The organism is Limosilactobacillus antri DSM 16041, from assembly GCF_000160835.1.
Lineage (GTDB): Bacteria > Bacillota > Bacilli > Lactobacillales > Lactobacillaceae > Limosilactobacillus > Limosilactobacillus antri.
In genome coordinates this window covers 435,643-449,484 of the sequence record NZ_GG700732.1, presented here as the reverse complement: position 1 = coordinate 449,484, position 13,842 = coordinate 435,643, and the positions used below count along the sequence as shown (strand labels likewise).

The window sequence follows — 13,842 nt, the reverse complement described above, 5'->3', positions numbered from 1 at the left end:
ATTGCCTAGCGGTCTAATAATTATTAGTTAGTTAGCTTCTTCGGCGTTACCCGGAGCGTCTTTTGTCCCGTGAACGTTACGAAGCCTGGTTTAGCCCCGTTGGGTTTGCGGAGCCGCTTGGCGGGGAGGTAGTCAACTGGTACGTTATCTGAATCGCGGCCCTTGGAGAAGTAGGCGGCGAGCTGGGCTGCCTCTAAAATCGTTTCGTCGCTCGGGTTAGTATCACGGATGACCACGTGGGAACCCGGAATGTCCTTAACGTGCAGCCAGATTTCGTTTTTGTTGGCGGTCTTGAAGCTCAGCCGGTCATTTTGCAGGTTGTTCTTGCCGACTAGTACGACAGTGCCATCGCTGGTGTGGAACTGCTCCGGCTTGCTGGCCCGGACTTTCCGCTGCTTCTTCCCCTTATGCTTCCGTTTAATGTAGCCCTCCTGTTGCAGTTCCAGCCGGATTTCCTGAATGTCTGCCGGGGAGGCCAGCTCAATTTGGTTTTGGATGTTCTCAAAATACTCAATTTCCGCATTGGCGAGCTTCAATTGCTCATTGACGTGGGCAACGGAGGCCTTCAGCTTATCGTACTTGGTAAAGTACTTCTGGGCGTTCCGCGAAGGGGACAATTCTGGCGAGAGGCTGATTTTCAACGGCTTATTATCATCGTAGAAGTTGGGCAGGGTGATGGCGTCCATTCCCGGGGTTAGTTTGCCCAGGTAGGTGGTTAGGATTTCCCCACGGATTCGGTATTGGTCAGCCTGGCTGGCGTCCGCCAACTGCTGGTTAAGCTTTTTAACCTTGCGGCGGTCCTTTTTCAGCTCGTTTTTAATGACCTTAAGGACCTGGCCGGCAAGCTCCTTTGAGCGGTCCTGCTGCGCCTTTTGCTGGTAGTAGCTGTCGAGCAGGGCGGAGAGGGTCGTGAAGTGCTGCAGCTCACCCGCCGCGTTTAACGGTGGAAAGGCCATGAAGTCCTTCTTGCGGTCATCGATGATTACCGGGTCGGGCTGATCAAAGTGTTGGATAAACTGCTGGTAGGTTGTCGGCAGGTGGTCACTGGCGAGGAGGCGGTCGGCCAGGTCGCGGGCGGTATCGTGGCCGAGGCCCTCATAGTGGGCTTGCAGCTGCTTGGCGAGTTCTGCCGGCTCCTGGTATTGGCGTACCAGGTCGCTATAAATCTGGTTCGGCAGGTAGGGGTCCGCCTTGTCCTGCTTCGGCGGCATGATAAAGGTCGCCCCCGGCAATAAGAGGCGGACCCGGTTTTGGTCGGCGCCGACGTGTTTAACGGTGTCAATGATCTTGCCCGTTTTTTCATTGACCAGGGAAATATTGCTATGGCGGGCCATAATTTCACTGATTAGGAGCAGACGCTGACTGTCACCCAGTTCGTCCCTGGTGTTGAAGGTCAGCCGGATGATACGGTCGTTGCCCACCTGCTCAACCCCTTCTAAAATTGCTCCGTCGAGGTACTTGCGCATGGTCATCGTGAAGTTGGTCGGGACCGCGGGGTTGGTAAACGGTACTTCGGTGACCTGAACCCGCGGGTAGGTCGGGTTGGCGGAGAGCAGGAGGGCGTAGTTGTGGCGCTGTGCGCGAATTGTGATAATCAGTTCGGCCGGGTAGGGCTGGCTAATCCGGGCAACACGGCCGGTCTTTAATGTAGAATTTAATTCATGCACGATTGCATGGGTGAAAAAGCCGTCGAAGGACATGGTAATTACTCCTTTTTATTTTATTCGAACAGGTTAAATGCGGTTATTATTATACCGTTTTTTCCGAAAAAGACACAAGCTGGAAGCTTTATCAGCCAAGAAGAATTGTTTGGTTTATCAGCATTCTTGTGGTATGCTTCTTATATTATTAATATTTAATTTTGCAATTATTCAAATTTTATAACGACTTGGAGGAAGAGAAGATGAAAATTGCTGTTGTGACTGACAGCACCGCCAACATCACTCCTGAAGAGGCGGCGAAAAACGATATTCACGTGGTCCCCATTCCCTTTTCCATCGATGGGCAAAATTTTCGGGAAGGGGTTGATATTTCAACCGATGACTTCTACAAGCTGTTGAAAGCGTCTAGTTCATTCCCCAGCACGTCCCAGCCGTCAATCGGCGAAATGATGGAACTATACCGGCAGTTGGCCGCTGACGGCTACGATGCCGCCATCAGTATTTTCTTGACGGGATCGATTTCCGGCTTTTTGAATAACGTTGCGCAGATTGCCGAAGAAATGGCTGACATGATCAAGATTATTCCGTTTGACTGCCACATCACCTCCCAGCCGATGCACTACATTGTCTTGGAAGCCGCAAAGCTGGTCAAAGAATATTCGGAACCGGACGAAATTACCGTGCGCCTGCGCAAATTAAGCGACACGGTCGGCGACCTGTTCGTGGTTGACGACCTGCAAAACCTGATGCGGGGCGGCCGGCTGTCGAACGCGTCGGCGTTTGTCGGCTCAATTTTAAAAATTAAGCCCTTACTGTCGTTTGACAACCCGAACCACTCAATTGAAGCCTTTGAGAAGGTGCGGTCGATGAAAAAAGCTAAGCTCCGCTGTGAGCAAATTTTTAATGAAAAGATTGCGGCGGTTGATTACCCGGTTCGTGGGATGGTGATTCACGCCAATGCGCCAGAGGCGGGGCAAAAGTGGCTGGATAAGTTGCAAGCAGACCACCCCGAGATTGACTTTACTCTGGGCTACTTTGGTCCGGTGATTGGGACCCACCTTGGTCAGGGTGCGTTGGCCCTGGCGTGGTTGCAGGATACGTCAAAGAAGCCGCTCTAATGGAAATGAAGAAAAGATTACGGACCGCGGGGATAATTATTCTCGCGGTTGTATTAATGTTGTTGGTCGGCATCAATAGCTGGCGGACGGTCGCGCCCACCACGGTCCTAATTGCCCCGCTTGCCGGTCTGGTAGCGGCGTCAGTGGCGGTTGGCCTGGGAACCGTAAGCGGGGTGGCTACGGCGCTGATTGGCGGCCTGGCTCTGCTCTTGCTGGGTAGCGCGGATTGGCTATTAGTGCTTAACTACCTCCTGCTGGTCCTGTTAATCGGCTGGGTAATTGGCTGGCGCCTGCCGCTCACGAGGCGGTTGACCCACCAGCAGTTGATCTGGCTGGGAATCGTTGCTGGAATAACTGAATTCGGGCTGAACCTGGTTCAGGTGGCCGTAATGGGGGCAGTTACCGGTGCGGGCTGGCTGATTTTTGTTCGGCTGGCCTGGCTGCCGGGGGTGCTAACCGCCTTGCTATTCGCCGTCCTGGTGGGACCGTTAGCCGCCGGGTGGCGGTGGCTGGGGCGGCAGCTTTTACCGCCTGAACCGCCAAGTGGTGATTCTGCAGATTCACCGCGGGGTCCGGTTGAAATCGACCTTAGCCATAAAGATAAACGTAAACAGAAGTGAGGAAGAAACAATGGAAAGTTGGCTGTTCTTAGCACTGGTGCTGGCGATTGCGATTTTTGGCAAGAATACCTCGCTGATTATTGCCAGCGTCGTGGTAATGGTGCTCAAACTCCTGCCACTGACCACCAAGTGGCTGCCGGTAATCCAAAACAAGGGGATTAATTGGGGGGTCACGGTAATTTCCGTTGCCATCCTGATTCCGATTGCAACCGGTCAAATTACCTTTAATGACCTGTTTAAGGCCTTTCGGACCCCGGCTGGCTGGATCGCAATCGTGGCCGGGATTGCTGTGGCGATTTTATCCAAGTACGGGATTAACCAGCTGGCAGCGGTGCCGCAGGTAACGGTCGCCCTTGTCTTGGGAACCATCATTGGGGTCGTGGTCTTCAAGGGTGTGGCCGCGGGACCGGTGATTGCCAGCGGGATGACCTACTGCATCGTCACGCTGCTTAACCTGCATTTTTAACACAAACCGCCAACTAACATTCGTTTGCTGAATGTTAATTGGCGGTTTTGTTTGTTAGCACTCGTTGTTCCACTCGCCGTAAAATTCGTCCAAAAAGTCTTCCAGAACTTGTTGGCGGTGTCGGGCAATCTGCTTAGCGGTCGACGTTTGCATCATGTCGGCAAGCTTGAGAATCTTTTCGTGGAAATGGTTAATAATCGTTTCGTCGTCCAAGTTGCGGTATTCTTCATGGGTCATGTTTTCCCGCGGCTTGACCAGCGGGTCGTAAATTTTTTCATGGTGGGCGCCGCCGTAGTAGACGGCCCGGATAATGCCAATCACCCCAATTGCGTCCAGCCAGTCGGCATCGCGCACGATTTCGCCAATTTTAGTCAGGCGGATCGGCTGGTCATCGAGGGTGTGGGCAAAGGAAATGTTAGCGATCACGTCCATGATGGTGACGATGTCAGCGGCATCGAAATCATGTTGCTCCAGGTAGGTCCACAGCTCCTCCTTCGCTTCGTCGACGTTTGCGACCAGCTTCTCATCAATCGTATCGTGCAGGTAGGCCGCGGCAACCGGGACGAAGGGGTCAATTCCCTCCCCGATGGCAATCTTCTTGGCCATTTTAACGACCCGGTTGATGTGGTCCATCCCGTGGCCGGTGCTGTCTTCACCCAGTTTTTCAACCGTGTAGCGTTTGACAGCCGCAATTTGTTGTTCGTGAGTCATTCCAGATTATTGCTCCTTTTTTAATAATATTCTAAGGGTAACTAATTTTAGCCGGTGACGCAAGCAGACCCATATCGCCCGGCGGCTAGACTAGCTTCAACCGATCGCCAGCAAGAAAGCTTGTTTGAAAGGCGTCCCGCGAGCGTAGGTATTGTTTGCCAAATTCGTCAATTAAGCCGTGAAAGTCCTGGGCACGGGCAAGGTTAAAGTAGGGGCTAAGCCGGTAGCGCCTGGCGAGGGAATGGTAGTCGGTCAGTCCCGTAATCCCCAACCGGCTAAACAGGGTTCGCGCGTACTTATCGCTGATAAAAGTCGGGGTATCGAAGACGTAGGTCAGCAGCACGTCAGCCGTTTCATCGCCGACCCCGTGCAGGGTCAACAGCTGGTCACGCAACTGCGCGCCATGTGTGGCCGCAATTCGCTGGTAGTCAAAGTCGAACTGACGAAGCCAGGCAAAGACCGCTCCAACCGCCCGCGACTTGCTACGGTAAAACCCAGCGGGCCGGGTTAACTCTTGGACTTGTTCGCGGGGCAACTGGACGATCTTGCCCGGGACAAACTGTGTGACCTGCCGAAAATTGGCCACGGCCCGAGCGGCGTTTCGCCAGTTAGTATTTTGAATCATGATGGCGCCGATGATGATTTCCGTCTTTGAGTCCGCCGGCCACCACCCGGACGTTCCCATCTCCCGGTGCATTTTCTGGTAGAGTTTCTCCAGGGTTAATTCCATGGCGTCCGCCTTACTTCGCCCAGAAGAAGTCGATCAGGAGCTGGTTGACCCGTGGATTGTGGTGGAGAAGCTCGTGGGAAGCGTTTTTTCCGGTAACCTTAACTTCGCGGTAGGATTTGGCCCGGCCGTTTACCAGGTAGCGAAGGGTTTGACAGGACTGATTGCTGACCTGGCTATCATTGCCGCCACCAACGTCACCGTAGACGTTAAGCACCCTGACTTGGCGCGGGAAGGTCTGGCGGAGGGGCAGGAGCTTCTTAAAGGCGTCGTTTTCGGCTGACGGCTTACCGGTTTTCTGATTGACGGTGAGATTGGCCGGTTCGTTCCAGCCGATGGCCCCATCAAAGGTTCCGGCCATGGCAAGAAACTTTTGCAGCTGCGGCAGCTGCTTATTTTGGGCATTTTCCAGCAGGTAGTACATGACGGCCATGTTACCCATGGAATGGGCCTCGATGTTAATCTGCTTAATGTGGTACTGGTCCTGCAGCTTAACGATGACGTTTTTGACCCACTGGCCCTGCAGGGGGTAGTCGGTGTTGCGGCTGTTGGCAAAGTTGACCATCACCAGTGGGTTAACTGCGCCCTTGGGGATCCGTCCCTCGAGTGTGACTTTGCCGTTCGCGGCGACTTCCGCGGTGACCACCGTCTTGCTGACGCCGGCGTTCTTAATGCCGTTAACCATGTATTTTTCAGCGTGGGCACCACTGTTATAGCCGTGAAAAAAGATTGTCGGGGTGGTCGACTGGAGGTATTGCTGACTGGCCTTGGTCGGCTGACCAGTTAGAATAACGACCAGGCTAGCAACGAAAACGCAGAGGACGAGCTGTTTGATCTTGGACAAAATAAAACCTTCTTTACTGATTTAGTGCTATGATAGCATTGATGGCTGAAGAAAAGCTAATCAAAACCGGCCGCTTTTATTTTTAGTTGGCAAAAACGGAAGAGTGTGATAAAGTTTTTTAGGTTGATTCTGAAAAACGGTTAACAATTAAAATTTAGAAGGGAAGGATAACGATGAAACTTAAGAAGGCCACGATGGAAGATTATGACCAGATTATGGGGATCCTGCGTGATGGCAGCAACCAGCTGGCAGAACAGGGAATTGATCAGTGGCAGGGTGATTACCCGAACCCGGACGTCGTTAAAAAGGATATTGAGAACGGCTGGGCATACCTGGCGGAATCGGCGGATGGGATGACGGTCGGTACGATCGCCGTTGTTGATGGCCCGGATGAATCTTACGCTAATATGAAGGGCAATTGGCTGATTGACACCGATAAGTATGTTGTCCTCCACCGGGTTGCGATTCACTCCAGTCACGCCGGCCATGGCTATGCTTCCAAGCTCTTTGTTGCGGTTATTGACTACATTAAGGAACACCGGAAAGACATTGAAACCATCCGGATTGATACCCACATCGACAACAAGGTGATGCAGCACTTGATTACCAAGCACGGCTTCAAGAAGGTCGGCGAAGTGTACGGCTACTACCGGCCGGATGAAGTCCTGTACGTTTACGCCCAATTGACCCATTCAGAAGATCAATAGCGATTAATGCGGCCCTCCCTGGTGGGGGCTTTTTTTGTTGCTTTCAGTCGCCACGAATTGAAGGAACTTTTCGGCGGCGGGGGCGAGGACGTTATTTTTTCGCCAAACCAACACGTGACCGGTTTCCTTTGCCGGCCAGAAGGGAATAAAACGGATGTCGGGCGCCTGCAGGACCGTGGTGACTCCCTTGATGGTAACCGTATAATAGTGGCCGGTCCGAATGAGTTCAAGGACGTTGCTCGGCAGGTTATGGGTGATCTTGACGTTCAGCTTGTTTTGGTCCAGCTGGAGGACGTCGCTGACTTCATCACGGATAATATTGCGGTTGGGCAGGATCAGGGGGAGCTTGTAGAGGTCCTCCTTGGTAATCCGTTCCCGGCTGGCCAGCGGATCATCGCTGCGCATAATGACGCCCCACTGTTCCTTTTGCGGCAGCACCAGGTAGTTGTACTTGGCCGCCTCAACCGGTTCCAGCAGGCAGGCCAGGTCGGCGGTTCCTTCATCGACCTGACGGCGCAGGAAATCGCCGTCCCCGTCGAAAACCTTAAAGCGGACTGCCGGGTGGGCCGCCTGGAAACGGACGACGAGTTTCATTAGGGTGGCCGAAGCGGAGGAAACGGCGCAACCGAGGCTAACGGTGCCCACCAGCTCCCGGTCCTGCTGGTGAAGCTCGTCTTTGGTCTGGTCGAGCAGCTGGAGCATAGTGGCGGCACGTTGTTGGAACAGGATTCCAGCCTTGGTCAACTGCATCCGGTGCTGCCGGCGGTCAAAGAGCGGGACCGCGAGTTCGTGTTCTAGGTCCATGATTTGCCGGGATAAGGTCGGCTGGGTGATGTGCAACTGTTCCGCTGCTTTCGTGATATTATTGGTGTGAGCAACGGTTAAAAAGTATTTTAAGACCCGCGTATCCATTTCTTTCCTCCAGGTAAAGTTAATATGATTATTATAGCATTAAGGGGTGCACAAGATGGCGCAGGAAGCGTTGATTCTTTATTATTCTCAGTTTGGCAACACCGCGCGGCTAGCCAGCAAAATTCGCCAGTTGACGGGGGCTGATATTCTCCGGATTCAACCTACGACCGATTTTCCCGCGGATATGAAGGAAACCGATCGGGTTTACCGGCAGCAGCGACGGCAGGGGCAGTGGCCAAAGCTTGCTAACCAGTGGCCGGACTTTAACTACTATGACGTGATTTTAGTGGGCGGCCCGGTCTGGGATGGTCAGCTTTCTTCGCCGGTACTGGCGGCCCTTGAGCAGTTGCAGGGTTTTGCTGGCAAGGTCGCACCGTTTAGCACCGGCTGGTCAGAGCTTGGTAACTACGAGCAAGATTGGCAGGCGCACGCGGGAAAGCTGCGGCTTTGTCCCGGTTACCACGTCTTGACCCACGGCCGGCCACACTACGACCAGGCCAATTTGATGTCCTGGCTGCGGAAATTATAATTCACTTTTTGCATATAGTCACAGTCAAAATGAGTATTTTACATTATGCGAAGTTCAGCTTAAACTAGCGGTAATGAACTTCAAGGAGCGATGGGAATGGCAAAAAATGAAGCGGCCGTAAAGAACGACCTGTTCGGCTTTGGTGAAAAGAATGTTGCCTTTGCGAAGTACTTTATCGGTGACAGTTACCTGAACGGGTTAGTGGCACCGGATGACAACATTGACGTTAACGTTGCCAACGTTAACTTTGAACCTGGATGCCGGAATGACTGGCATATTCACCACGATGGCTTTCAAATTCTGTTGGTAACTGCCGGTGAGGGCTGGTACCAAGAAGAAGGCAAGCCCGCTCGGAAGTTGCATCCCGGTGACGTGGTTGCAATTCACGAAGGCGTTAAGCACTGGCATGGCGCCACTAAGGACTCCTGTTTCTCCCACATTGCGATTACCAAGGGAACTAGTGAATGGCTGGAAAAGGTTGACGATGAATATTACGACCAGCTAGGTAAATAAAAATAGGTGGGAGGGAACTCATCTGTCCCGCAAGGATATTAATGTTCTAACGTAGGAGCTGGCGGTAAAAATAAACGGCAGGATTTGGTAATCTTAACCATTTCCTGTCGTTTTTTGCTTGTGACTTTCTTAATTGGTACTTTCGAGGAGTTGAACAGCCTCATCTTTTGAAAGGCGGTAGGCTGAGCAGAGATTCTGGATAACCTGGTCATCATTCATGCCAAGGTTGATCAGCATTTTAGCAGCTTGTTCGATTGCCTGGTGTTTTCCTTCGCTTCGTGCATCCATCAAATCCATTTCATACTTCATAAATAATCGCCGCCTTCCGGGATCCTGTTTAATACGCGTCATTTCGTTTGTAATCTGTTCGACTAAATGGTCTCCAGCCCGCACCTGATTGTGCATCAGCTGAAGGAATCCTGCTAACCCTATATTATCACGAAAGCTGGCCGCCTTGGCATTAAAAACCACTAGTTGCTGGCCCGTTCCAGCTGTTAGCTGTGGGTCTTGGGTACAGCGCCATTCAAAACGGTATTCAGCCCGACTCTGCTGGTAATAATCAAAGTCACAGAAAAAGATTACGTAGGTCGGATAATCCTTCAACTTGGCATAGCTGTCACCCGGCCCCAAAATGTTGTGATCGGCCTGCTCTAAATAGTAACGGAGGCGGTAGGGTAAATTATCGTGATTAGCAACCTGCATTTCAACAATGTACGTCCGCCGTTGATCGTCCCGGATATAAACGTCGAAGCGAACCGTTCGTGCATCCAGTGGTGCGTTGACTTGTTTCTGAACCGTTGCTCGTTCTACGCGGTCAATCACTAGCTCCGGAAAAATCCGCCGGAGCAATTCTAGGCAAATTGCGTCATTTTCCATCACCATGCTAAACATCTGGTCATTGGCAATCGTCAGCTGTTCCCACTTGTCGGCAATCGATTGCATTTGTTCCTCCCGTGTCATTATCTTGGTACCCCCTTTTGTCCGTTATTAGTTATATACGGGGGGAGGGGGAATTTGCACGCATCTCCCGGGTTAAGATTGGACAAAAAATCCCTGCTTGCGCGATAATTAAGTTAATTATTAGCAACAGGAGACTCTGTTACCCATGAACTTACTATTTTCAATTGACGACCGCTTTTACCAGCAGCTGCTGACAACGCTGTACTCCATTAAGCTTAATTCAAGTCTTGATGGCGAAGAAATTAACGTCTACGTCATCGCCAATGGCCACTTTCATTACTCGGCCCAATTAGCCGCCGGGTGCCGGCGCCTGGGGATGCACTACCATGAGGTGCCAATTCCGGATACTGCTTTTCAGAATGCCCCGGTGACCGACCGCTACCCGTTAACCATATACTACCGGCTCTTGGCACACTTGTACTTGCCGCAGGAGCTGCACCGCATCCTTTACCTGGACGCGGACATCCTCTGCATTAACGACTTGCGACCACTGTATAGCACCGACCTGAATGGCTACCTCTATGCCTCGGCAATCCATACCAATTTGACCAACGCCACCGAGGTCATCAATAAGATCCGCCTGCAAAATTTTGACGCGGATGGTTACTACAATTCGGGCGTGCTGCTGATGAACCTTGACGAGATCCGTAGTCATGTTCGGCCGAACGACATTTTTAACTACATTCGCAGCCATGTTCTCCTGCTACCGGACCAGGACGTGCTCAACGCCCTCTATGGCCACCACATTAAGTCCGTGCCGGATGAACTGTATAATTTTGACGTACGGAACCTGCGGATTTATGAAACGATTTCCATGGGGGTTGACACCTTGGACTGGGTCATGAAAAATACCGTTCTCCTTCATTACTGCGGGCGGCAGAAACCATGGTTGGAGAACGTCAACCACGGGAAGTTCACGGCATTATATAAGAACTACTTCCAGATGGCTAAGAAGTTCTTGCTGGCTTAACAAACTACTAATTTTTTGTCAGTAAATCCTATTGACATATCGGAAAACAACGATATAATGTAAGCATGGAATTAAATGAAAAGCTCTTTAAGGCGCTGGCTAATAAGACGCGTCTGGAAATTTTACGCTGGCTCAAGGACCCGGAAAATGAGATTCACGTGCCCACCTGTGTACCCATTAGCGAGGAAATCAAAGATTATGGGGGGGTCTGCGTTAGTGACCTGGTCAACCAGTCGGGGCTGGCCCAGTCGACGGTTTCGTCATACCTCAATCTGCTGGTGGAGGCGGACCTACTGATTGCGGTACGTCATGGCAAGTGGACATTCTACCGTCGGAATGAGGTGGCAATTCAAAAGCTGGGTGCGTTAATCAAAGAAGAATTGTAGTGGTTCTTCTTTTCTTTTTAAGAGTATAAATCGTTAAATAGCGATATGTAAATGCTAAGGAGGTTGGATGATGCTGGCAAGTCAAATTGTGGCGTTAGCTGTGCTGGCGGCGCTGCTGCTGGTCCTGACCGGGGGCACACCGCGAAAGAAACGCTAGGGCCGTTATGTAGATCCAAACGAATGATAATTTAGTCCAAAGGAGTGACGTTTTTATGAAGAAAATTGTGGTGCTAACCGGAAGTCCCCACCACCCGGGAACCTCAGAACAATTGGCGGACGCCTTTGTCAAGGGTGCCATTGGGGCGGGCAATGAGGTTTACCGCTTTGACGCTGGTCGACGAATTGACGAATTTTCACTGATCCAGCTGGAAGATAATCATCCGGGACAGGAAATTGAGGTCGAGCCTGACGACATCATCAAGCGGGAAGTCATGCCTAAGCTGCTGGAAGCTGACCTCGTGGTGTTAGTCAGCTCGCTTTATTACTACGGGATCAATTCCGCGTTGAAAGCCGTTATCGACCGCTTTTACAGTTATAATCACGAATTGCACGGTGGCAAGCAGGCGGTGACACTGGTTTCCGGCTACGGGCAGGAAGATGCCTTTGCTTCCCTCAACCTGTACTTAAAGCAGTTGCTGGATTACATGCGCTGGCAGCCAGTGGGGAGTGTCCTAGCGGCCGATTCATGGAACGAGCAAAAACTTGCCCAGCACGTTCAAGAGGCGTACACCCTGGGGAAGGGAATTGCCTAGCCGCAGAGCACCCTGGTTGACATTTGACGCTGATTGAGTATAAAATGTCCTTACTATTTATAAGCACAAAGGGATTAGTAAGGAGATACTCGCTGTGAAGTTGACGGTTGGCTGTTGCTGCTGATTTTGCTTATTAGCGATAGCATTAATTGTAAGTGAGGTGATTTAATGAATCAGCCTTCGTTGCGGATCGGGGTTCTAAACCTAATGCACGATAAGGTCGACACCCAGGAGCGGTTTGCTAAGGTTTTGCAAAATGGCCCGTACCAGGTTGAGCTGGAATTCTTTTACCCGCGGAGCCACTACACCGGGCGACCAGTACCCGACCTGGTGCAGCAGATTTCGCGGCCCTTAGATGTGCAGGACGTGGCGGATTACGACGCCTTTATTATCACTGGGGCGCCGGTCGAGCAGCTGCCGTTTGAAGAGATTACCTACCTGGAAGAAGTTCACCAGCTGATTGACCGCTTGGTTGAACAGGACGTTCCCCAACTATATATCTGTTGGGGCGCAATGGCGGCGGCCAATTACCTTTATGGGGTTGCCAAACGGCCGTTGCCGGCGAAACTCTTTGGGGTCTTCCCCAACTTCCGTTGCTATCCAGATCCGTTGCTGGCCGGGCTTCCAGATGGCTTCTTGGCGCCCCATGCCCGCTATGCAGAAATGGACGTTGCAAGGATTGCCGCGGATCCGCGCTTGGTCATCAATGCGGTTACTAAGGACCAGCGCCTGTTTTCGTTCCGGGCGCGGGAGCAGAAACAGTATTTCCTGTTTTCACACCTGGAATACGGTCAGGACGCCTTGCTAAAGGAGTACCAGCGGGAGCGCAATGCCCACCCAGACGTCCAATACAAGAAGCCGCAAAACTACTTCCGGGATCCGCTTCATATGACGGGGCCGGAATTCAGCTGGGCGCGAACCCAGCGAACTTTCTTTGGCAACTGGCTGCGGTCGGTTGCGGAAAATGTCACTGCTAGTCAATTAGTAAAGGAGTAATTACAATGACGAAAATCGTAAATTCAATCGTTGACCTAGTCGGGAATACTCCCGTGGTAAAGTTAAACCGGGTGGTTCCAGAGGATGCCGCTGACGTGTACGTTAAACTTGAATTTTTTAATCCTGCTGGCTCGATCAAGGACCGGATCGCCCTGGCCATGATTGAAGCGGCGGAAAAAGCCGGGAAGCTGTCAGCTGGCGGCACGATTGTTGAACCAACCTCGGGCAACACCGGGGTGGGCCTGGCAATGGTCGCCGCGGCGAAGGGTTACCACCTGGTGATTACCATGCCAGAAACGATGAGCGTGGAACGGCGGAAGTTAATGCAGGGCTACGGCGCAGAACTGATCCTGACACCAGGGGCCGACGGAATGAAGGGCGCGATTGCGAAGGCTGAAGAATTAGTGAAGGAAAAGGGCTACTTCATGCCGATGCAGTTTGCGAACCCCGCCAACCCGGCGATTCACGAGCAGGCAACCGGTCAGGAAATCTTGGCGGCCTTTGGTGACGAAACTCCGGACGCTTTTGTGGCCGGGGTCGGCACCGGTGGCACCTTAACCGGGGTGGGCCGGGCACTAAAGCGTGCTAACCCGGCGGCCCAGGTATACGCCCTGGAACCGGCTGAGTCGCCATTGCTAAAAGAGGGCAAGGGTGGCAAGCACAAGATTCAGGGAATCAGCGCCGGCTTTATCCCAGAAGTACTGGACACTGACATTTACGATGGAGTCCTGGAAGTTAAGAGTGACGATGCAATCGCCATGGCCCGTCAGGTTGGTCACCAGGAGGGAATCCTCGTCGGGATTTCCGCGGGCGCCAATATTCGGGGCGCGATTGAGGTAGCCAAGAAGCTCGGCAAGGGCAAGAAGGTCATCACCGTTGCCCCAGACGGCGGGGACCGCTACTTGTCGACCGAATTATTCGACTACTAATTATTAACAACGCAAAATCCTGGATGGGTGGAAGTAAACCC

At 52.1% G+C, this 13,842-nt stretch carries 17 protein-coding genes; 11 read left to right on the top strand and 6 right to left on the bottom strand.

The genetic code is table 11. From position 1 onward, the window contains the following. Positions 1–23 precede the first annotated feature (23 nt). Entirely contained in the window at positions 24–1,700 is a 1,677-nt protein-coding gene (locus tag HMPREF0494_RS02110) for an NFACT RNA binding domain-containing protein (RefSeq protein WP_007123267.1), read from the bottom strand. Between the two features lie 203 nt (positions 1,701–1,903). Here HMPREF0494_RS02110 and HMPREF0494_RS02105 point away from each other — a divergent pair, with 203 nt between their 5' ends. From HMPREF0494_RS02105 to HMPREF0494_RS02095, 3 genes are read left to right on the top strand one after another with little or no spacing between them, the layout of a single operon-like run. Continuing rightward, positions 1,904–2,779 carry a DegV family protein gene (locus tag HMPREF0494_RS02105; protein WP_040458664.1) on the top strand — a complete coding sequence of 292 codons (876 nt, stop codon included), beginning with the start codon at positions 1,904–1,906 and terminating at the stop codon, positions 2,777–2,779. A gap of 5 nt (positions 2,780–2,784) precedes the next feature. Beyond that, positions 2,785–3,399 carry a hypothetical protein gene (locus HMPREF0494_RS02100; protein ID WP_225430245.1) on the top strand — a complete coding sequence of 205 codons (615 nt, stop codon included), beginning with the start codon at positions 2,785–2,787 and terminating at the stop codon, positions 3,397–3,399. Between the two features lie 10 nt (positions 3,400–3,409). Next, positions 3,410–3,865, top strand: a complete 456-nt coding sequence (locus HMPREF0494_RS02095; protein WP_007123263.1) for a DUF441 domain-containing protein — start codon at positions 3,410–3,412, stop codon at positions 3,863–3,865. Positions 3,866–3,919: 54 nt separating this feature from the next. Here the strand turns inward: HMPREF0494_RS02095 and HMPREF0494_RS02090 are convergent, their stop codons facing one another. The 3 genes from HMPREF0494_RS02090 to HMPREF0494_RS02080 all read right to left on the bottom strand — a co-directional run bounded on the left by HMPREF0494_RS02090 (position 3,920) and on the right by HMPREF0494_RS02080 (position 6,168). Next, positions 3,920–4,576, bottom strand: a complete 657-nt coding sequence (locus HMPREF0494_RS02090; protein ID WP_007123262.1) for an HD domain-containing protein — start codon at positions 4,574–4,576, stop codon at positions 3,920–3,922. An 85-nt stretch (positions 4,577–4,661) separates the two neighbouring features. Further along, on the bottom strand, positions 4,662–5,306 hold the full coding sequence (locus tag HMPREF0494_RS02085; protein ID WP_007123261.1) for an endonuclease III domain-containing protein: 645 nt from the start codon (positions 5,304–5,306) through the stop codon (positions 4,662–4,664). Positions 5,307–5,316: 10 nt separating this feature from the next. Beyond that, a complete protein-coding gene (locus tag HMPREF0494_RS02080) occupies positions 5,317–6,168 on the bottom strand; it encodes an alpha/beta hydrolase (protein WP_050759636.1) in 852 nt (283 codons plus the stop codon). Between the two features lie 152 nt (positions 6,169–6,320). On the opposite strand from HMPREF0494_RS02080, the gene HMPREF0494_RS02075 reads away from it, so the two are divergent. Continuing rightward, on the top strand, positions 6,321–6,854 hold the full coding sequence (locus tag HMPREF0494_RS02075; protein WP_007123259.1) for a GNAT family N-acetyltransferase: 534 nt from the start codon (positions 6,321–6,323) through the stop codon (positions 6,852–6,854). A gap of 3 nt (positions 6,855–6,857) precedes the next feature. On the opposite strand, the gene HMPREF0494_RS02070 is transcribed toward HMPREF0494_RS02075, so the two are convergent. Then, positions 6,858–7,766, bottom strand: coding sequence for a LysR family transcriptional regulator (locus HMPREF0494_RS02070; RefSeq protein ID WP_007123258.1), 909 nt, complete (start codon positions 7,764–7,766; stop codon positions 6,858–6,860). A 55-nt stretch (positions 7,767–7,821) separates the two neighbouring features. Here HMPREF0494_RS02070 and HMPREF0494_RS02065 point away from each other — a divergent pair, with 55 nt between their 5' ends. After that, complete coding sequence (locus HMPREF0494_RS02065) at positions 7,822–8,295, top strand: flavodoxin family protein (protein ID WP_007123257.1); 474 nt, start codon at positions 7,822–7,824, stop codon at positions 8,293–8,295. Between the two features lie 96 nt (positions 8,296–8,391). Next, complete coding sequence (locus HMPREF0494_RS02060) at positions 8,392–8,808, top strand: cupin domain-containing protein (RefSeq protein ID WP_040458663.1); 417 nt, start codon at positions 8,392–8,394, stop codon at positions 8,806–8,808. Between the two features lie 129 nt (positions 8,809–8,937). On the opposite strand, the gene HMPREF0494_RS02055 is transcribed toward HMPREF0494_RS02060, so the two are convergent. Beyond that, the gene (locus HMPREF0494_RS02055) at positions 8,938–9,768 is read right to left on the bottom strand and encodes an Rpn family recombination-promoting nuclease/putative transposase (RefSeq protein ID WP_007123255.1); all 831 of its coding nucleotides are present in this window, start codon (positions 9,766–9,768) and stop codon (positions 8,938–8,940) included. Positions 9,769–9,913: 145 nt separating this feature from the next. Between HMPREF0494_RS02055 and HMPREF0494_RS02050 the strand changes: the two genes are divergently transcribed. From HMPREF0494_RS02050 to cysK, 5 genes are all read left to right on the top strand, one after another. Further along, a complete protein-coding gene (locus HMPREF0494_RS02050) occupies positions 9,914–10,738 on the top strand; it encodes a glycosyltransferase family 8 protein (RefSeq protein WP_007123254.1) in 825 nt (274 codons plus the stop codon). Positions 10,739–10,803: 65 nt separating this feature from the next. After that, positions 10,804–11,124 (top strand): ArsR/SmtB family transcription factor, encoded by a 321-nt coding sequence (locus HMPREF0494_RS02045; RefSeq protein ID WP_007123253.1) that lies wholly within the window; start codon positions 10,804–10,806, stop codon positions 11,122–11,124. Between the two features lie 212 nt (positions 11,125–11,336). Next, entirely contained in the window at positions 11,337–11,876 is a 540-nt protein-coding gene (locus tag HMPREF0494_RS02040) for a flavodoxin family protein (protein ID WP_007123252.1), read from the top strand. 168 nt (positions 11,877–12,044) lie between these two features. Further along, entirely contained in the window at positions 12,045–12,872 is an 828-nt protein-coding gene (locus tag HMPREF0494_RS02035; protein WP_007123251.1) for a homoserine O-acetyltransferase/O-succinyltransferase family protein, read from the top strand. Positions 12,873–12,877: 5 nt separating this feature from the next. Beyond that, complete coding sequence (gene cysK, locus HMPREF0494_RS02030) at positions 12,878–13,801, top strand: cysteine synthase A (RefSeq protein ID WP_007123250.1); 924 nt, start codon at positions 12,878–12,880, stop codon at positions 13,799–13,801. Positions 13,802–13,842: the final 41 nt, after the last annotated feature.